Annotated in this window: 19 protein-coding genes, 1 tRNA gene and 1 riboswitch; of the genes, 10 read left to right on the plus strand and 10 right to left on the minus strand. The window is 56.8% G+C overall.

Annotation, left to right across the window (positions count from 1 at the left end; genetic code table 11):
* Nucleotides 1-8: 8 nt before the first annotated feature.
* Both ACR0J0_RS12840 and ACR0J0_RS12845 read right to left on the minus strand, forming a co-directional pair.
* The gene (locus ACR0J0_RS12840) at nt 9-2,021 is read right to left on the minus strand and encodes a dynamin family protein (RefSeq protein ID WP_480664526.1); all 2,013 of its coding nucleotides are present in this window, start codon (nt 2,019-2,021) and stop codon (nt 9-11) included.
* 2 nt (nt 2,022-2,023) lie between these two features.
* On the minus strand, nt 2,024-2,419 hold the full coding sequence (locus ACR0J0_RS12845) for a hypothetical protein (protein ID WP_480664663.1): 396 nt from the start codon (nt 2,417-2,419) through the stop codon (nt 2,024-2,026).
* 789 nt (nt 2,420-3,208) lie between these two features.
* Here ACR0J0_RS12845 and ACR0J0_RS12850 point away from each other — a divergent pair.
* The 3 genes from ACR0J0_RS12850 (at nt 3,209) to ACR0J0_RS12860 (ending at nt 4,334) form a co-directional block, all read left to right on the plus strand.
* Nucleotides 3,209-3,293: transfer RNA gene (locus tag ACR0J0_RS12850), tRNA-Leu, on the plus strand.
* Between the two features lie 403 nt (nt 3,294-3,696).
* Entirely contained in the window at nt 3,697-3,900 is a 204-nt protein-coding gene (locus ACR0J0_RS12855) for a hypothetical protein (RefSeq protein WP_480664528.1), read from the plus strand.
* Entirely contained in the window at nt 3,897-4,334 is a 438-nt protein-coding gene (locus ACR0J0_RS12860) for a hypothetical protein (RefSeq protein ID WP_480664530.1), read from the plus strand. Before ACR0J0_RS12855 ends, ACR0J0_RS12860 begins: the two co-directional genes overlap by 4 nt.
* 982 nt (nt 4,335-5,316) lie before the next feature.
* Here ACR0J0_RS12860 and ubiV read toward each other — a convergent pair.
* From ubiV to ubiT, 3 genes are read right to left on the minus strand one after another with little or no spacing between them, the layout of a single operon-like run.
* Nucleotides 5,317-6,225, minus strand: coding sequence for a ubiquinone anaerobic biosynthesis protein UbiV (ubiV, locus tag ACR0J0_RS12865; protein ID WP_480664531.1), 909 nt, complete (start codon nt 6,223-6,225; stop codon nt 5,317-5,319).
* A gap of 4 nt (nt 6,226-6,229) precedes the next feature.
* Nucleotides 6,230-7,207 (minus strand): ubiquinone anaerobic biosynthesis protein UbiU, encoded by a 978-nt coding sequence (gene ubiU / locus ACR0J0_RS12870; RefSeq protein ID WP_480664664.1) that lies wholly within the window; start codon nt 7,205-7,207, stop codon nt 6,230-6,232.
* The gene (gene ubiT / locus ACR0J0_RS12875) at nt 7,207-7,749 is read right to left on the minus strand and encodes a ubiquinone anaerobic biosynthesis accessory factor UbiT (protein ID WP_480664533.1); all 543 of its coding nucleotides are present in this window, start codon (nt 7,747-7,749) and stop codon (nt 7,207-7,209) included. The genes ubiU and ubiT overlap by 1 nt, the downstream gene beginning before the upstream one ends.
* A 136-nt stretch (nt 7,750-7,885) precedes the next feature.
* Between ubiT and ACR0J0_RS12880 the strand changes: the two genes are divergently transcribed.
* Nucleotides 7,886-9,394 (plus strand): UbiD family decarboxylase, encoded by a 1,509-nt coding sequence (locus ACR0J0_RS12880; protein ID WP_480664665.1) that lies wholly within the window; start codon nt 7,886-7,888, stop codon nt 9,392-9,394.
* Nucleotides 9,391-9,972 carry a UbiX family flavin prenyltransferase gene (locus ACR0J0_RS12885; RefSeq protein WP_480664535.1) on the plus strand — a complete coding sequence of 194 codons (582 nt, stop codon included), beginning with the start codon at nt 9,391-9,393 and terminating at the stop codon, nt 9,970-9,972. The genes ACR0J0_RS12880 and ACR0J0_RS12885 overlap by 4 nt, the downstream gene beginning before the upstream one ends.
* A 54-nt stretch (nt 9,973-10,026) precedes the next feature.
* Here ACR0J0_RS12885 and ACR0J0_RS12890 read toward each other — a convergent pair whose 3' ends face one another.
* The 3 genes from ACR0J0_RS12890 to ACR0J0_RS12900 form a co-directional block, all read right to left on the minus strand.
* A complete protein-coding gene (locus tag ACR0J0_RS12890; RefSeq protein WP_480664537.1) occupies nt 10,027-10,638 on the minus strand; it encodes a HupE/UreJ family protein in 612 nt (203 codons plus the stop codon).
* A gap of 331 nt (nt 10,639-10,969) precedes the next feature.
* A complete protein-coding gene (locus ACR0J0_RS12895; RefSeq protein WP_480664539.1) occupies nt 10,970-11,275 on the minus strand; it encodes a hypothetical protein in 306 nt (101 codons plus the stop codon).
* On the minus strand, nt 11,272-11,862 hold the full coding sequence (locus ACR0J0_RS12900) for a hypothetical protein (protein WP_480664541.1): 591 nt from the start codon (nt 11,860-11,862) through the stop codon (nt 11,272-11,274). Before ACR0J0_RS12900 ends, ACR0J0_RS12895 begins: the two co-directional genes overlap by 4 nt.
* On the opposite strand from ACR0J0_RS12900, the gene ACR0J0_RS12905 reads away from it, so the two are divergent.
* The 3 genes from ACR0J0_RS12905 to ACR0J0_RS12915 all read left to right on the plus strand — a co-directional run bounded on the left by ACR0J0_RS12905 (nt 11,812) and on the right by ACR0J0_RS12915 (nt 13,629).
* The gene (locus ACR0J0_RS12905; protein WP_480664666.1) at nt 11,812-12,699 is read left to right on the plus strand and encodes an IS481 family transposase; all 888 of its coding nucleotides are present in this window, start codon (nt 11,812-11,814) and stop codon (nt 12,697-12,699) included. The two genes, ACR0J0_RS12900 and ACR0J0_RS12905, sit on opposite strands and share 51 nt — an antisense overlap.
* A gap of 170 nt (nt 12,700-12,869) precedes the next feature.
* Nucleotides 12,870-13,145 (plus strand): hypothetical protein, encoded by a 276-nt coding sequence (locus ACR0J0_RS12910; RefSeq protein ID WP_480664542.1) that lies wholly within the window; start codon nt 12,870-12,872, stop codon nt 13,143-13,145.
* 10 nt (nt 13,146-13,155) lie between these two features.
* Nucleotides 13,156-13,629, plus strand: coding sequence for a phage holin family protein (locus ACR0J0_RS12915; protein ID WP_480664543.1), 474 nt, complete (start codon nt 13,156-13,158; stop codon nt 13,627-13,629).
* Nucleotides 13,630-13,632: 3 nt separating this feature from the next.
* Here the strand turns inward: ACR0J0_RS12915 and ACR0J0_RS12920 are convergent, their stop codons facing one another.
* Entirely contained in the window at nt 13,633-14,802 is a 1,170-nt protein-coding gene (locus tag ACR0J0_RS12920; protein WP_480664544.1) for an acetate/propionate family kinase, read from the minus strand.
* Nucleotides 14,795-16,189 (minus strand): bifunctional enoyl-CoA hydratase/phosphate acetyltransferase, encoded by a 1,395-nt coding sequence (locus ACR0J0_RS12925; RefSeq protein WP_480664545.1) that lies wholly within the window; start codon nt 16,187-16,189, stop codon nt 14,795-14,797. Before ACR0J0_RS12925 ends, ACR0J0_RS12920 begins: the two co-directional genes overlap by 8 nt.
* Before the next feature lie 291 nt (nt 16,190-16,480).
* A riboswitch (cobalamin riboswitch) is annotated at nt 16,481-16,688 on the plus strand.
* Between the two features lie 322 nt (nt 16,689-17,010).
* On the opposite strand from ACR0J0_RS12925, the gene ACR0J0_RS12930 reads away from it, so the two are divergent.
* On the plus strand, nt 17,011-17,796 hold the full coding sequence (locus tag ACR0J0_RS12930) for an ABC transporter ATP-binding protein (RefSeq protein ID WP_480664546.1): 786 nt from the start codon (nt 17,011-17,013) through the stop codon (nt 17,794-17,796).
* Between the two features lie 11 nt (nt 17,797-17,807).
* Nucleotides 17,808-18,758, plus strand: coding sequence for an ABC transporter substrate-binding protein (locus ACR0J0_RS12935; protein ID WP_480664547.1), 951 nt, complete (start codon nt 17,808-17,810; stop codon nt 18,756-18,758).
* Nucleotide 18,759 lies beyond the last annotated feature (1 nt).

Raw genomic sequence — 18,759 nt, forward strand, 5'->3', positions numbered from 1 at the left:
ATCGCTACTTATGCTGCCTCGTTACTAAGATCTTTCAGGATGTCGCCTAGAATATCGTCTCGCGATTTCTGTGGCGTCAGTCCTGCCATCAGCGCTGCGTTGCGATTGGGGTCATTCTCGGCCGTGGCCGAAATGTTCAGCAACGTCTCCTTCTGCTCGCGCATGAAATCCGAAAGGACGGCGCGCACGTTTTCCAACACTGCGGCAACCTGATTTTCCTCGATATCTTTGGTGATCGAGTTCGCCTCTGACGCGATCAGGCGTGTGTAATCCGCCGCGTAGGCTTCGAATCCTTTACGACGTTGCCACCAACGACGCCACCAGGTGCTTTGTAAGTCCAGCGCGATGGTTCGTCCAATGCCCAGCGGTGGCGGGACACGCGGAACAATCGGCGCTTCGATGCTGAATTCACCCAGATGGTTACCCAAAATCTTCTGGTACAGGGCCTCAATGTCCGTCGCCGCTGCACTGTATAGCGCGCCAGCGTCTTTGCGCATCGACCTCGCAAAGCTGAAGTACGCCGCTTTTTGCAGCGTCCGCAGCCCTGCAGGGTCATACTGCCAGGTGCCTTGTTCACCGTTCAACTCCAGATGCGCAATCAGCGAATCCGTCGCGCGTTTGACAAAGTTGGATTCAGCTGAATTCAGCCTTTCCAAGACTTTGGTACGCAGGGAAGCGGTCAGTTCAGCCGCTTTCTTTTCGTACTGATCTGCGATCGTAGCAACCGCTTCCTCGGGCGACACGCCGTCCAGATCACGGACCAAACCTTCGCCGCCCGAAAGATTCTTGGCAACTGCAGTCGCGCGAATCTGGCTGGCGATGTTGCGGGCACGGTGGCGCACGCGATCCAGAAGGCGGTTGCCTGCGCCCTCAGCGATGCGTTCGTTCATTGCTAACAACAGATCTGGCAGCCCAGACAGCGCCCAGATCTTGTCGAGCGAGGGGGCCTGATCGCCGAACCCGGCAGCCAGATAAAACGTGTTCAATGCCTCGCGTGATTCATCAGACAGAATCTCGGGATTTCCCGTCAATGCGGCCTCGGCCCAAAGCGCACTGCCGAAAACGACGCTTGTGTTCGCGTCGATATTGTTTTGCTTCAGTGTGTCCTGAATCCGATCACGGATTTCCGGCACCTGATTAACTGGGTCGGCCAGTTCGTCAATCCGATTTACAAACAGGATGATCTGGCGATTTTCGAACTGCGCAATGATCCGCATCAGCGCCATGTCCATGGTCGTCAGAGCCTGGCTAGCAGCCAGAACAACGACGCAAACTTCGGACCCGCGCAGGCTGCGCAAAGTGATCTGCTCGCGCACCATGAATGTATCGTTTACACCGGGTGTGTCGCAAAGTTTCAGCGAGATGGGATATTGCGGAATGTCCATGAACAGTTCCGCCGACTTCGTCACATCCGCAAACCGTCCGGTTTTTGGGTTGATGTCCGGGTCGTCTTCGTCACCCAGGCACACATAGCGCTGTATCAGTTCTTCGTCGAAATAGTCGTACTGATGGCTCTGCCCCAGGATCAGGTCGAAATGCTGGCCCAACCGCGCTTCGGACTTCGCCTTCATCTCGCCGATCTGGCGGCGAATATCGTCCATCTCGTCATCGGCACCGGCCCGGTTGGCCAGTTCGCCGAGGCGACCGCCGCCGACCATCAGGTTGTCCCACTCCTCCTGTTCGAAGAATGTGAATTTGGCCTTTTTGTCCCCTTCTGTGCGGGTGTTGATGTTCAGCGTGGTCACCACCGAGGTCCACGGGTTCACGTCCGACGGCAATAGGGCAGGGCGCCCGGCAAGGATGTTCACGATCGAGGACTTGCCCGCCTTGACCTGTCCGACCATTGTGACACTGGCCGTGAAATTCTCCATCCGTGTCTTGAGCGTGGCAAGCCGTGCGGACGATCGCGCATCCGCCACCTCTGTCAATTGGTCGATCTGTGCCGTCAGCGAGCTCATGGCCGATGTCATGGGCGTCAGCGCTTCATTTCCGACTGACAAAAGGTGGTCGTTGCGCGCCATGTTCAGCCTCCGGTTCCTGTCGCAGCCAACTGATGTGCTGGCGTGCTCGTCAAAGTGTCGATGCGGGCGATCAGGTTCAGCGCATTACCCAGAATGGCAGCCTCAGCCCCTGGCGAGATCGATTCATATGCGCGGCAATCTGCCAGCACCTCAATCGAGCTGAAACGTTCACTGTTCTCGAGGCGCGCGACGCGGCGACCGGTCGGAAAACCCTCGGATTTGCTCTCAGGCAGCGGCATACGAGAATTGGCAAGCAGGTATTGCCGCCCCGAGTGCGTGCGAAGCGAAATGCCGAAACCAGTGTTTGGATATTCCCGGTTCAGGGCTTTGAGTTCACCAAGAAAACTTTCGCGCGCAAGACCAACGGCTTCTTGCTCGGCAGCAGCGGAGTTCATCATTTTGGTCACGGTTCAGACCCTTGTACTGGAGTTGAGCGAAAAACTCGTACGGCGCCCGTGGGCAAAAAAGACTCATTAACTCCCAGCGCCCATCAATTACTTTCAAGGCGGTCTTATTTTGACGCGAATAAGATTTTTTGGCGTTTGAATTGTGGCGCAATTGTGTTGGCGACGTAGGCTTCACCCGCAACCTTAGGGCGTATCACGCACTAAAGTGAGTGTCGGGTCAGTTTGTCGCCAGGATTGGTTCACAACAGGAGTCTTAAACCGTAGTGCGTGAAAAGAAGCGCGCGGTATTACTGTAAATTATTGATGTATATTATTATTTGTGGACATTTTAAGCTCTCCGCTCCGCTAGGTTTGCCTTGGAGCAAACGAAAGCCAAGAAGCCTCCAGCCGAACGGTCGATCTTGTAGCTCGCACACACTCACGTTTCGATCAAAAGGTCACTCAACGTAAGCGCGTTTAAGTTTGTAGATAATTCGCACCTAGTGTCTCCAATTTGTAAACAATTGCAGCGACTGGTTCGGTAAGATTATTTGTTATTTATTTTTTTGAAAATACCTGAAACTCACGACGCTTTTCAGTAGCGTCATCTGGCAGCGCAGGCACGAGGTGACCCTCGGTCGACCACCAAGTCACCTAAACGTCGCAAACGTTCTGCAAAGCGCTTTTGCGATTGTTGCGTGTTCGCTGTCAATAATCTTGCACGCGGTGTAATTTTCCCTCTCGCACTCTGCTGAAAGCTTTGCTATTCACCCCCTCATTCTGGCACGTCGTGTCAGGGTTGCGGGTGTGGCGAAATTGGTAGACGCACCAGATTTAGGTTCTGGCGCCGCAAGGCGTGGGGGTTCAAGTCCCTCCACCCGCACCACGCTGTTTTCCCAAAGAAAAATCCTGGTCACCTCTGTTGTTGAATAACGGGCGGAATTTCAGTTTCCCACATTGTTTCCCAGTTTCCAGTTACGGTTTTGTTCTATTCCGCATTCAGAGTCGGCGCGGTTAAGCGCGCTGCGAAAGCCGTTTTTGGTTGGCTCGGCTACGGTACTTTCTGACCATCTCGAGCGTCTTGTAGGCGCAAGGGGCTCGAGCGTGCGAAAGCGGCCAATTTTCAGAACATTTGTGAACGAATGATCTTGCGCTGATTTTAGAAACCCGTAGCCAACGGAACAGTATACCACGGCAGTCCTTCCTGACAATTCCGAAGCAGTGTCTGACATCGACGCTGTACCGCCAACTACCCCTAGGAAAACGGTCGCAGGAACCTTAAACCGGCGTTGGCCGATCAGGTCGAGATGCGCCTGCTGCCCAAGTTGCGCGGCATAGAAGTAGAAAACCTCGGCGGCCAAATTCAGAAGCTTTCGGATTATGTCGAAGTGGATCTCAGCGATTCGGAGCTGGCCGAAGCAATCCGCGAATATGTTCGGCAGGCCGAAGATGAAACAGGGCAATTTGTGTGGCGGGGGGTCACGCGCGGATGAGGCTGATCCGCCGGCCTTGGGCGCAACGTGCCGAAGATCCTGATGAAGCGATCTTTGGCCCGGCGGATTGTCCGCTGGGGGATGCGAACGCACGAGAAAACGCTCGATCCCGACACGCCGTCCTTTTGACGCGCGGTGATCAAGAGCTGCGTCTCTTTCCCTATCCCAAGACCGGTCTCAGCAACGCGGACGTAAAGGTCGCCGGATTACCCGCCCGTCCAAAGATCGGATTTGAGCCTCGTACGGAAGAAGAAGAGAAGGCAGTTGCGGCCTCAGGGTCAGATTCCGCCGCGCTCCGGGCAAACGTCGGCTTAACCGAAACCTCTCAGAGTGAGTTTTCGTCCCCTGCCGAAATGGGTTCCACACTGGGCGGAAAAGAAGCAATGGTGATGGACCAGCGGTTTCGGCATCACCGATTTACCGAGAACACATAGCCGGCAGGTGAGTTGCAGAGGCCGGCAGCTGCGGTGGCCCGGATGGCGAAGGCCGGGGGAAATCAAGCGACTGATCCATCGCCGCCGTGCGAAGGCCTCTTAATCGGAAAGCGGCAACCAAATCGTCTTTCCGGTTTCCTGTCCCGCCCAATCTCCGTTTCCGACTGACCATCCTCCTGGATGCGGGTGCGGGGGTTTTCAACCGGTTCCAAGCTCTACAAATAGGGCGTCAGGCAATAGAAATTCTCTGATTTGGGGGCTGGTTTGCCCCAGATTTTAGCCCTCAGCCCTCTAAGCATTATAATCAGTGTTATGTTCATAAACTGTGCGCCACATACTTTGTCGTTTGACACAGATAAATCCAAGCGCCCCGAAAAATAGAGCAGTTTTTAACAAGGCAGGCAACTTGGCGTACGTCATTAAATCTCACAAATAGACCCAGTAATGGGGTATCCGTTCGCCTCTATCAACCGCTGCGCCACTTTCACTAACATCGGTCGCGCGTTCTCAATTTTCCTCGCTGAAAACCCGTGCATTTTTTCCTTTTTTGTTTGTTGGGGCATACATCTACCAGGCGTTGAACAGGATGGTCTGGACCGTTCACCCGTGATCAGAAGTGGTGGTTGGGATTTTGGAGCGGTTCAAGACGATTTTGGTTACTCTCTGAAAAGCGCAAACCGATCAACGAACTGATCTGGAAACGATTCTGCAAGACCATGAAGCTACGTAGCGTTGCGGCATTGCCGGCAAGGACAATCCCGGATGCCATCAACACAACTGCGCAGGTTTTCGTCTTTGCGACCCTGCTGCAGTGGTTTCTCAACCTACCTATCGTGCCCCGGAGCATTATTGATTAATTGCGCCAAAAAACTATGTCCAAAGCAGTGGAAGTCTTGCCGCTTCCCGATTCAGTTAACCCCTGGTCGAGCCCCATGACCGCAACGTGGCGACAACGCATCGTTTGCCGCCGACGTCACAGGTTTTACGAGCGTTGACCGTCGGCACCGGTCCAGGCAGCGCCACAGGCTCCTGTCAAAAACCCATCACTCAGGCGGATGTTTGCGTCGACGGATTGCAGTTCACGTGCCAACTCTCCCGGTGTGAGGTTCTGATCGATCCGCTGGCGATACAGCCCACAAAGCCGCGTGAACCCGCGCGATTGCGGGGAAAGGCGTAAGGCCCTGACCCCGGCAGCTTGCAGTTTTTCGATCTGATGATCAGTACATGCGTATGTATCAGACAGCGTCTGCACCCCGTTCATTGCCAAAAAGGGCCTTCCATCTCGGGTTTGCACGTCCAACCCATCCGGGTCATCTTCGCATGCAAACTGGCAGTTGTCCTTGGTTCGACCATGCAGCCGAGCGTGATAACAGCGCCCGGAAATCGCCAAGGGTAGCCGCCCATGGCCCCAGGCCTCTACTGCCAGATCCAAATCGCCAGCAACTTTCGCCAGAGCTTCGACCGAACTGATGGGCAGTTCTGGCGGCAGACAAACGCGCCGCGCGCCGCAAGAGGCCAGCCATCGCAGCGTGCCTTCGTTGTAGACGTTGACAAGCGGTCCAACGGAAAACTGGGTGTTCTTAGGTAGATACGCCAGCGCCGTCAGGTCGTTGATTTCGACAGTGACACCCATCTCGATCAATTCCGCAGTCAGCTTGCGTTCGCGTTTCAGCGTCACCAGAGCAAGGCTTGTGAGGGCAACGTCCTTCCCGGCATCTGCAAGTCTGGAAAGCGCTTCGGGAATTCGGTCCTGATAAAACGGCAATCGTTTGGAACACACGAGTTCACCTACCACGACGCGATCCACGGGCGCTTGTGCCAGTTCGGTGTAAAAATCGCTCCAGGTTTCAGCGGACCAAAAGAATTGAGCGGGCCCGACGGTTAGTTCCATTTGGCTATCTCCACGTCTTTTTGTAAGCGCCAGTCGTCATGGCCTGTCCCTCGGACAGCCGCGCGAGCATTCCTTCGGGTAACGGGCGTCCTGCATCCAATGCGTCTACAGCTGCGCGGAAATTGCGGACGACCTGCGCGACGTAGGACTTCGACCGCTGCCGCCCTTCGATTTTCAGAGCCGTCACACCGGCCTTTTGCAATTGCGGGATCAACTTTTCGGCGTTGAGGCTAACCGGATCTTCGAACAGATGCCCGGTCTTCTCTCCCGCGGAAAAACACCCTTTGCACAGCGTCGGATATGGCGCGGGCTCACCCTTGTCGACACGGTGAATGAGATACCCGCCGAGGCGGGCGTCCAATACGCCATGATCTTCGGTGTAATCCACATGGCTGGCGGGCGAGCAGACGCCGTTCATGTTCGGGGATAGTCCAGTGGCGTAAGACGATAGCGAACAACGCCCCTCGGCCATGACGCAAAGCCCACCAAAGACAAAAACTTCAGTCTCAACATCGGTTTCGGCATTGATCGCGGCAATCTCGGGCACGGAAAGGACACGCGGCAGGACGACCCGTTTGACGCCAAAGGTGTCGGCATAGAAATTAATGACATCGGCATTGGCCGCAGCTGCCTGCACGGATAGGTGCCGCCGCAATGTCGGGTGGTTGCGGGACGCATGATCCAGTAAACCGAGGTCGGCCAGAATGACCGCATCTGCGCCACAGACCTCGGCATCGTTAATAGCTCGGTGCCAGATTCCCTCGTCGCCTGCACGTGGGAACGTGTTGATGGCAACCAGCACTTTTGCACCGTGCTGATGCGCAAAGTTAACCCCATCGCGCATTTCCGTTCGATTGAAATTCAAACCGGGGAAGTTGCGCGCATTGGTTTCATCATTAAACCCGCAATAGACGGTATGCGCCCCCGCCTTGACGGCGGCGCGCAAAGCAGCGGGGGTGCCTGCCGGGCAGACAATTTCCATTACCATATCGCTGAATCCTCTGGCCGTGTCAGGCAAAGGCCCGTCCGGTTTTCCGCAAACGCAATCAGGTTTTGTAACGGGCGCGCAAACGGTCCTGACAGCGCGGCCGCCTCTGCGGCCAAATCCAGCTCGGCGTCGTCTATGGCGTTGCGCAAAGCCAGCACTGCACCTGTGTCGCCCTCGACCACCAGATCACGTGAAAAGAACAGGGCATCTCCGTCAAAGGCGCCGTGGACCAACCCAAGCAGCGCCGCCAGAGGGCCGGATATCCGCGCGGACGCAACCGTGTGCCGCCTGGTCAATTTTATTTTTGGCTGCCCGCCATTTGGATTGAGGCGCAGGACAATCGGCAGATCGACCGGATCAAGAACGAATTCCGTCCGGTCGTATTCGCCAAGACGATTGAACAGGCCGGGATGGTTCCTTGCGATTTTGCGCGCAAACACCGTCAGCGAAAGCGACAAAGGTGCAAGCGGCAATGCGCGCAGACCCGCCGCCAACACGGCAGGGCAATACGGCATCGGAATTTGAGGATCGGACAAACAGACCTCCTGCTGCCTCAACAAAGCTGATTATGGCTGCCTTCCTACGGTGCGCGCTCTGTGGGGGAATTGACTGTTGTCAATTCTGGCCCGCGATCTTGTTGCTAGGAGAACGGAAGTTTTACGGAGCTTCCTCATTCGCACTCTACCGCCATACCCCACGCTTCGCCATTTCCTGAGCTGGTGCGAAACAACGGATCAGTTCCGCTCGATTCCTGATCCGGTTTCGGTGCGCCACCAAATGACCGCGGTGCATCGGGCCGTGTTAGAGGCGCAAGGGCCGGTTTTGCAGTTTGATCACCCGTTGAGTGATCGAGACGTGCGATCCGACGTCCCCGTCGTTGTGAACATTTTCGGAACCACCGCACGTGTTGCGGCCGGACTTGGTGTAGATTTGGACGGGCTGGATGGGCTGGGGCAGTTTCTGGCCGCGCTTCGCGCCCCAGCCCCACCGGATGGGATACGCGATGCTTTTTCGCGTTGGCCAATGTTGAAAGCGGCGCTTGCAACCCGTCCCAAAATCATCAAATCGGCACCCGTTCAAAGCATAGTACACATTGATGCCGACGTTGATTTATCGATGATTCCGGTTCAGACGCATTGGCCGGGCGATGCTGGGCCGCTTATTACATGGCCGGTGGTGATCACCCGCCCTTATGCTGGCGAAGCGGACAGCGTTGGCGGATACAATGCGGGCATCTACCGTGTGCAGGTACTTGACCAAAACCGCCTGATCATGCGCTGGCTACCACATCGCGGCGGTGCCGCCCATCATCGCAGCTGGGCAACGCACAACGAAAAGATGCCTGTTGCAATCGCTCTGGGTGCGAACCCGGCAACGCTGCTCTCGGCGGCACTACCGCTTCCGGAAAACGTATCGGAAATGACCTTTGCAGGCGCATTGAACGGTTCGCGCCCACGGATGGTGCCCGCCAAGACCGTGCCCCTTCTGGTCCCGGCGGACGCTGAAATCGTGCTGGAGGGTTGGGTAGCACCAACCGAGACCGCGCCCGAAGGCCCATTCGGCGATCACACCGGCTATTACAATCCGGCTGAGCCATTTCCTGTGATGCATGTCAGCGCAATAACCCACCGGGAAGCGCCGCTGTATCTATCCACCTATACCGGCCGCCCACCAGACGAGCCCGCGATCATCGGAGAGGTGTTCAATCGTCTCGCCCTGCCCACTATCCGTGCTCAAATTCCGGAAATACACGACCTCTGGCTGCCGCCGGCTGCCTGTTCCTATCGCATCGCGGTTGTCAGTATCGACAAGCGTTATCCGGGACAGGCGCGGCGGGTGATGATGGCGCTTTGGGGAATGCTGCCGCAGTTCAGTTACACCAAAATGATTGTGGCGGTGGACACCGATATCGACCCCAGAGACTGGGACGACATTGCCTGGGCGCTGGCGACGCGCATGGACCCGTCCCGGGACGTGATGTTATTGGAGAATACCCCCATGGACTATCTCGATTTCGCCTCCCCCCAGCCTGGGCTGGCGGGCAAGATGGGCATAGATGCCACCACAAAAATCGGCAGCGAAACGAGCAGAGAATGGGGGGACGTCATGCACATCTCGGACGCGGATTTGGCTTTTGCCGAAAAGCTGATCGCACGCACTCTGCCAGAGCTGCGCCAATGACTTCGCCGCGCGTCGTATTGGGCGTTTCCGGAGCATCAGGGGCAGTTCTTGGGCTGGCAGTGGCGAGATTGCTGTTGGCGCGGAATGTCGAAACGGATCTGGTTGTCAGCCCGGCCGCAAAACTCACACTGGCGCAGGAATGCGGCCCCGATGCTTTTGACGAACTTTGCAAGCTGGCGACCCGCTGTCATGCCAATCAAAATGTAGGTGCCAGCATCGCATCGGGCTCGGTCCCTGTGTCCGGGATGATTGTCACGCCCTGTTCCATGCGATCTCTGGCAGCAATCGCGAATGGTCTGGATGATAACCTTTTGACGCGCGCGGCCAGTGTGCAACTCAAGGAACGTCGGCCACTCGTTTTGCTGACCCGCGAAGCGCCGCTGACGCTGGCGCATCTACGAAATATGACGCTCGCAGCGGAAATGGGCGCTGTAATTATGCCCCCGGTTCCGCCATTTTATCTGGGACTGCGCGATATGTCCGGTGTCGTCGACCAAATAGCGGCGCGCGCCGTCGATCAACTGCGAGTTTGCGAACCGGTGGCTGAGCGCTGGCAGCCTTCGGAAGAGCAAGCCTGATACCCAAATCCGACCACCTCTAAATCCAACTACAGTGTTAGCCCTGGCGGAAAATCACAGGAAAAAGTCTGCCCGCTCGACCACCCAGTTCATCGCGATCAGGCTGGCGGCGGTGGCGACGGCTGCGCGGGAACCGATCCAGATAGGCCCTGGCTGCTTACGCAGAAACAAGACCAGCGGCCAAACCAGTAGCACGATCAACAACTGCCCGACTTCGACACCGACATTGAAGGCCAGCAGGCTGTGCCAGACATTTGGTTCATCCACGCGCAGGATCTGGTGCAGCATTAAGGAAAAACCAAACCCATGCAGCAACCCGATACCCGAGGTGATTGCAAAGGCCCACAGATCTACGTGTCCTTGCTCCGGCGGTCGGACGGCCATCACGGCGGCATAGATGATCGACAAGGCAATCAACAGTTCAACCGTTGATATGAACCACGCGCCACTGGGCGCGATGCCAAAGAAACCAAGGATCAGGGTCACCGTATGACCAAGAGTAAAGCCGGTGGCTCGCGCCAACAGGCTGTGCAGGTTCATCGCACCGATGATCATGCACAGAACGAACAGAACGTGGTCCGGGCCTTCCAAAATGTGGCGGATGCCTTCGACCAAAAAAGGTCGAGGCCGCAGCAGCTGCCGAGCCTGACACAACGACCGGGTCATGCATCGGGCCTGTAGCGCGAAACGTTCGGGTCTGATGCCCGTCGTTGTCCAATATCAGGTTCGCCGTATCCCCCTGCCCCGGCAGGCCGGGATGGGAGGTGTAGAGCAAGCTGTAGGTACTGACCGACCCGGCATAATAGCGCAGATGGAGGTCTACCATTACGTCGCCTACATAGGTCTCATCCTGCGCGGCGAACACATCCCCGTTGGCCGGTGCGCTCTGCGCCATTGCCAAAGTTGCAAAGCCCGGCTCCGACCCCAGAGGATGCAACCTCAGAGCCATGATCGAAGCTGTCTGAGCCTGCCCGTCCACTGAAAGCGTCAGTGTGCCTTAGGCGAGTGTCGCCAACCCACTCGGATCGCTAAGTACAGCCGGCAGATCGACGTAATACATCAGCACGCCGTTTTCGACCTGATTGTGCGTGTAAGGTGCAGGTGTGAGCTGCCTGCCCGGGCCTTCTGGGCCAACAAACTCGGCGACCACATGGGACATCGGCAGGCGAAGATAGACGTCCAACCTCTCGTCAGAATGCACCAAATGATGAACCCGCACGTTCTGGTTCAGATTGAAATGCGAAAAAGCGGCGTTGCCGGTCATCCAAAAGACTAATGCAATTGGGAAAACAATTGGTCTCATGAATTACCTCCTTGCAGGAAAGCCTGATTTTTCATTCGGGCTTCAAGGATCGTCAGCCCTGAAAGGAACCACGAACCTTCTATTTGCTCGACGTCCAGGGCGGCCCGGTACGAAACAACCCGCTGGTGCATGTGCCCCCAGTGACCGGCACTGACCCATGCGTCCCATCGGGCCAATATCTGATCGCCACCGATTGCCGAGGGTTTCACATCCTCAACGACCAAGTTTCCAAAGTCTTTGGTCTGAGCATTTGCATCGGATGGCAACGCGACTGTCAGGCCTCGGTTCAGTTTCGCCTTGATTTCTGGTGCGCGCTCTGAAGCGACAAAGTTGCATAAGGCGCGCGAAATTCTTGCATCTTCCGTTTCAAGGCGCGCGGCGGCCAGATTCGAAACAATGGCCTCGGTAATTTGTGACGCCGTTGCGGTAACGGGAACGGTTTTTGACGGAAAGCTGAACTCGACCGTGGTCGACCTCAGGGCCCCAGAAATTACGACGGTCGTTAGCTGGACCGCAACGCAACCTTTGCAAGGCAAATCTGCCGAGAGGACACGCACGCCATCAGAGCAGCAATACAGCGGTCGCAAGCTTCGATCTCGGATCTGAGCAGAGAGCTTGGGATCAACCCCAAGACGGTCGCGAAGTGGCGCAAACGCCAATCTGTCGAAGACCAGAAGACTGGGCCGCGAGAGCTGCGCTCAACCATTCTTAGCCAAGACGAGGAAGCTATGGTCGTTGCGTTCCGGTGGCACACCCTGCTGCCACTGGACGACTGTCTCTATGCTTTGCAGCCATCAATTTCACATCTCACACGATCTTCTCTGCATCGCTGCTTGCAGCGTCACGGGATATCACGCCTTCCAGACATGGATGGGGACAAGCCCAAACGGCAGAAGTTCAAACGATATCCCATTGGCTATTTTCAAATCGATATCTCCGAAGTCAGAACCGAAGAAGGAAAGCTATTTCTCTTTGTGGCCATTGACCGAACCAGCAAGTTTGCGGTGGCGCAACTGGTGGAGAAGGTCAATCGCAAGACGACGTGGAAATTCCTTGAACATCTTCTGAAAGCCGTACCTTACCGTATCCACACGATTCTGACGGACAACGGCATCCAATTCGCCGAGCAGCCGCGCAATCGCAACACTATCTATTCCCGGCCCATGCGGTTCGACATGATCTGTGAGGCCAACGGCATCGAGCATCGGCTGACCAAGCCAAACCATCCGTGGACCAATGGCCAGGTTGAGCGCACGAACCGCACGATCAAGGGCGCAACCGACAAACGATACCACTATGAAAGCCATGATCAGCTTCGCACACATCTGGCCGACTTCCTTGATGCGTGCAACTTCGTTCGTCGCCACAAGACGCTCTCTGATTTCACGCCCTACGAATACATCTGCAAAATCTGGACATCATAACCAGATCGGTTCATCCTAAGTCTGATCCACCAGATAACCGGGACGGAACACCTAATGCTCGATTTGGCACACGCCCCTTTCCCGAATTCAAAAAATCGAATTAACATGGCTCGCGACAAAGGAAAAAATCGCGAGCCATTTTTTTACGCTCCCGTTCAAGGACCTGAGTGATGGTAACCAAAACACAGCTTGAAGCTGAAGTCGCAGAGTTGCGTCGCCAGTTGGCCGAACAAAGTAGCGCGCAGACCGCAGCATCGACCCCAAAAGAAGATGAGATGTCTGACCTGGGCAAATCGACGTCGGAGGGAATTGCCGACAGTCTTGAAGCATGGTCCACGCAGATCGAAGAAGTGATGACCGAACTCGAAGAATTTCCGCACAAAAAGCCGGTCCTTTTCGCACTTGGCATCTTCACGCTTGGCTATCTTTTAGGCCGATCCCGGTAGGAGCCCGATCATGAGCCGCATTTCACGCAACATCTCGATCATTCTGCGCGCCGAAAGGCTAATCGCCCAAAGACAATTGGCCGTCGCTGCCAAGCGCACGGGGTTTTATGCCGCCGCCGGGTTGGCCGTTGGCCTCGCGGTCATCATGTTAAACGTCGCCGGGTTTTTCTGGTTGTCCGAGACGATGTCAAAATCTCTGGCGGCTGTCATAGTGGCCGGGGTGAACCTTGTTCTGGCCGTGCTCCTCGCCTTGGTGGCGAATTCCATGACCGCCGAAGGCGACACCTCTGCAGCGGTAGAATTGCGGGACATGGCGCTGCACGACATCGAGGAAGAAGTGACCGACAGCCTCGCGGAGGCACGCAACACAATTGTCGGCCTCAGGCGTGACCCAATTGGCATGTTGTCGCCCGATATAATCAGTTCGCTTCTTGGCGTCCTGCTGCGATACGCGCGGCGCAGAAAGAACAAACCGGATCAGTAGAGATCAGGCCAATCTGGCCGCTGCCCGCGCGATGACCATCTCTTCGTTCGTAGGAATGGCCAGAATTCGTACCCTGCTGAAGTCCGTCGACAAAACGGTGCCGTTATCCGCATTTCGGTTAGGGTCCATTTCAATCCCGATCCAACGCATGCCCTCGCAGACCATCTGCCGGATACGCGCAGCGTTTTCGCCGATGCCTCCGGTAAAGACCAAAGCGTCGATGCCTTCCAGCGCGGCGGACAACGCGCCCAGTTCCCTACGGATGCGGAAGACGTAGTATTCAATAGCCTTTCGCGCGTCCGGGGTATCAGCGGCCAGAAGGGTGCGCATGTCCGAGGACATGCCTGAAAGCCCAAGAAGACCGGATTTACGATAAAGGGTTTCGGCGATTTCCTCGGCTGTCATCCCCTCCTGCTGCATCATGTACAGCACGACGCCCGGATCCAATTGTCCGCTGCGGGTTCCCATTGGCAAGCCATCCAGCGCCGAAAACCCCATGGTCGAGGCGACGGCACGCCCGCCTGAGACCGCACACATCGACGCACCATTCCCCAGATGAGCGATGACCACGCGGCCATCATAAAGCCCCGGCGCGATGTCCTTCAGCTTTTGCGAGACGTAGTCGTAGCTTAGCCCGTGGAACCCGTATCGTCGAACACCCTTGTCGTAAAAGTTCTGCGGCAGGGCAAAGGTATCGTTCACCCATGGGTGCGCACGGTGAAACGCGGTATCGAAGCATGCGACCTGAGTTGTGCCCGGAAACGCAGCACTGGCAGCCCGAATTCCGGCAAGGCTGTAGGGTTGATGCAGGGGTGCGAACGGGATGAATCCACTCAGGGTTTCAATGACGCCTTCATCCACCACAACGGGTTCCGAATAGACCGGCCCACCATGAACGACCCGGTGGCCAATGGCCCGGACGTGAATATCCGGCAGGTATTCACGGGTGAGTTCAAGGAACGCATTGATGGCCTCGTCATGCGTTTTCGTCCCCGAAAGTTGTCGGTCAACAGACCTCCCACCTGCGGACTGAGCCAAGAGCCGCGGCGCATCCCCCAGCCGTTCGATTTGACCGCGCCAGCGCATCCTGGGCCGACGATCCTCAGTCAGTTCATAAAGCGCGAATTTCAACGAGGACGACCCGGCGTTCAGTGCCAGAACATGTTCAGCCATGGATTTTGCCTTTATTCGCAATTGCATGCAGCGCCGCCACGGCGCAAGAGGCCAGCCGCGAGGCGTCATCATCCGCGCGGGAGGTCAGAATGATTGGTGCTGCGGCACCAACCACGATTCCCGCGGCTTCGGCATGAGAGATATAGGTAAGCTGCTTGGCCACCATATTCCCTGCCTCAATGTTCGGCGCCACCAAAATGTCCGCCGCCCCGGCAACAGGTGATGTGATACCCTTGGTGCGCGCAGCGTTCAGGTCCACCGCGTTGTCCATGGCCAATGGACCATCGACCAACCCGCCGGTGATCTGCCCGCGTTCTGCCATTTTGGACAACAGCGCAGCGTCGACCGAAGATGGCATATGCGGATTGATCGTCTCTACCGCCGACAACACGCCAACCTTGGGCACTTTGATGCCGATGGAATGGGCCAGATGAATGGCGTTTTGAACGATGTCGGCTTTGGTTTCGAGATCGGGTGAAATGTTTACGGCCGCATCGGTGACCATGATGGGCCGTGACATGCCCGGCACGTCCATAACAAACACATGCGACAAACGCCGCCCCGTCCTCAGGCCTTTCTCGCGGCGCAAGACGGCCCGCAAAAGAACATCCGTATGCAGATGCCCTTTCATCAGCATCCGAGCTTTGCCCTCCACGACCAGATCGACGGCACGATGCGCGGCCATCTCGTGGCTGTCGACCTCGATGATTTCAGTTCCGGATAAATCAGCGCCAAGCTCGGTCGCAGCAGCAGCAATTTTGTCGGGATCGCCGACAAGTATCGGAGTGATTATGCTGTTTGAACTCGCCAACAAAGCGCCGCCCAGTGAGTTCGGCTCTTCCGGGGCGATGACGGCTGTTGGCATAGGGTCCATGGGGCGCGCCTTTTCCAGCAGAGCGTCAAAATGCCGGTGCCTTTGAACGATCAGCCCAGGAACTTCGACCGAGTCAAACTTCAAATGCCGGGCGGGTGGCGTGACTTGCACCGTACCGCTTAGAATCAACGCGTTGTCCCCGACCCGGCGCACTTCGGCGGCGCAGGTCAAATCGCCATCTTCGCGCTTTTCCGTGACCGAAACAAAGGCGGTCAGTTCTTCGCCCGCCAGAACCGGGGCATGGAATCTGAGGTTTGCCCGGCGTGTCTGCGTGCCCGCCCCTGGCAGGACGTTTCCCAGTACCGCCGCAACAAGGCCAGCGGGCCACAACGCGGGTGCAACAGCTTCGGGGCGCCCATCACCATCCCCATCATAAGCGGCCAGATGCAACGGATTATGGTCTCCGGACGCCGATGCAAACGCGTAAAGATCGTCAACGGTGCAAAGCCTTGTAACCTGGGCCTTATCGCCGACTTTCAATTGTGAAAACGTCCGGTTTTCTTTAATTTTCATCTCGTCAGGCTTTGATTTTTGCAAATGATCGTATTTGAAACCGACGCTCGGCACTTCAGTCCCACCCGACTGGAGCTTGCCGCCGATTCCCCTGTATTTCTGCGCTGCAGCGTAGCCAAAAGAACTTCTGACCACAATTGATTAAGCTTCTTAGCGGCAATCTGGCGGGTAGCGCCCTTTGTCGCCTGCCAGACCTCAGCCCCGCTGAGCCGTCTGACGCGCTAAAGCTGTCTTCCAATCGCCACAACAAGGGGTCTTCGGTTTTGAGCTTGACCAATAATGCGAACTCGGGCACTTCTCGTCGTCGATGGTTCCCGATGGTGCGCCCAAGGGATGAAAAGGGAATACGGTGAGGTTGCCGAACGGCGCCAATTCCGTGACTGCCCCCGCAACTGTAAGCGGTGAGCGACGCCAACAGACCACTGGCCCAAATGGGCTGGGAAGGACGGCCAAGCCACGACCCGCAAGTCAGGAGACCTGCCATCTGATGTTCAACCAACCCGGGGCGGGGCGTCCTGGAAGGAGGCTATATGGCACGTCTGACGCGTGTTTACATGATCGGCACCTTCTGTCCACGCTTGACAACAAGCGGAGCGGGCAATGCTGAGAAAACCTGATCACTTCATTCCGATTTGCGAGACGTGCATGGGCACGGGTGTCGTCGGCGCGATCCAAAGCGGGTTGCCGGACAGGCTTCCTCGCGCGTTGTCTGCCCGTACGTCCTTGCACACAACGCGTTGGGTCAACGCTGACGGTCGCTTGCGCGCATTGTTCAGAAAGAGTCATTCGCACCCGCCTCAGATCAAGCAGGAGGAACGCGTATGACCCGCAGACCATTTCTTGAAACTCGCGAGTTGGAATACCACGCCCTGAATGGCGAAGTCCTGCTGAAAGACGTCAAGTTTGATTTGGACGAAGGGGCGGTACTGGCGATTGCCGGGCCGAATGGCGCGGGCAAGACAACGCTCCTCAACCTCTTGTGCGGGGCAGAAGAGATCGTTCAGGGGGACGTTTTGATCAAGGGGCGCAGCCTTCGGCAACTTTCGGCAATGGATCGCGCCCGTATGATCGCAGTTGTCAGTCAACAAGAGGCCCCCGATGGACGGTTGTTCCTGCGTGACTATGTGGCCCTGGGACAAATTCCGATCCGCGCGGACCGATCCGCAAGCGAGCACGCCGACGAACTGGACCGTATCCTGAACCTGACCAGTTTGTACGCTTTGGCCGACAAGCGTATGGCCGTCCTGTCCGGCGGCGAGCGCCAACGGGCCCATATCGCGCGGGCTTTGGCCCAGAAACCGTCACTGTTGTTTTTGGACGAACCAACCAACCACCTGGACCCGGACGCCAAGGGCCGCATGCTGTCCCTGGTGGCGGAACTGGGCATCACGGTAGTGATGATCGTCCACGACCTGGTCATGATCCCCGAGTTCGCCACCCATGTCGCACTGATGAAGTCCGCCCGGCTGACCGGCTTTGGGTTGGTGCACGAGGTGCTGACCCCCGAACGCGTCCGCGAAACCTTTGGCGTCGATTACCTGTGTTTTCAACACGAAGGCCGCGTGATCCCGGCGCTGGATATCCGAAGAACCACAATCTCAAAATGAGGAACAAAACCATGAAACAGGCACTCTGGCCCGCGGCGCTGATCACCGGCCTGGCAACAAGCGCGGCCGCACTTGAGACCACAGTCGATAATTGCGGCGAACCTTTGATTTTCGAAACCCAACCCGAGCGGCTGGTCGTCCACGACATGAACATGACCGACATGGCCTTTGCGCTGGGTCTGCAGGATAAGATCGTTGGGCTGACGGGCATCACCGGCTGGTACAAAACAAGCCCGGAATTCGACACTTTGCGCGGCGACATCCCCGAGCTGGCGCCGAAATACCCGACTGTGGAAAACCTTGTCGCGGTAGAACCCGACTTGTTTTTTGCGGGCTGGTACTATGGCATGAAGCCCGGCGGCGATGTGACCCCGGACACTCTGGAGCCCTTCGGGATCAAAACGATGATCCTGACCGAAAGCTGCGTACATCTGGACAAGGAACGCCCCGAAGCAAGCATGGACCTGCTGTTTGATGACGTCCTGCGTCTGGGCAAAGTCATGCAGGTCGAAGACAAAGCTGAAGAACTGGTCGATGGCTGGAAGTCTGAACTGTCTGCTATCGAAGCCCAGACCGCCGACCTGCCCAAACCCCGCGTCTTCCTGCTGGACGGCCCCGCCGACGCGCCATTCACCGCTGGCAAATTCGCCATTCCCGACGCCATGATTTCGGCGGCGGGCGGTGAAAATGTCACACATGACATGGAAACCAGCTGGGGTCGCTCCTCGTGGGAGGCTGTAGCCGCTTCCAACCCGGAGTTCCTGGTTCTGTTGGACTATCAAACCGGCAATGGTGCGGCGGATACGTTCAAGTTCCTGCAGGAACACCCGGTGATGTCCCAGACGGACGCTGTCAAAAACGAACGCTGGATTGGCCTGCGGTACGAAGAACTGACCCCCGGACCGGCAAATATCGAAGCGATCTCGAAAATGGCTCAGGCCATGCATCCGGGCTTGAACTGAT

The organism is Ruegeria sp. BF12, from assembly GCF_056538705.1.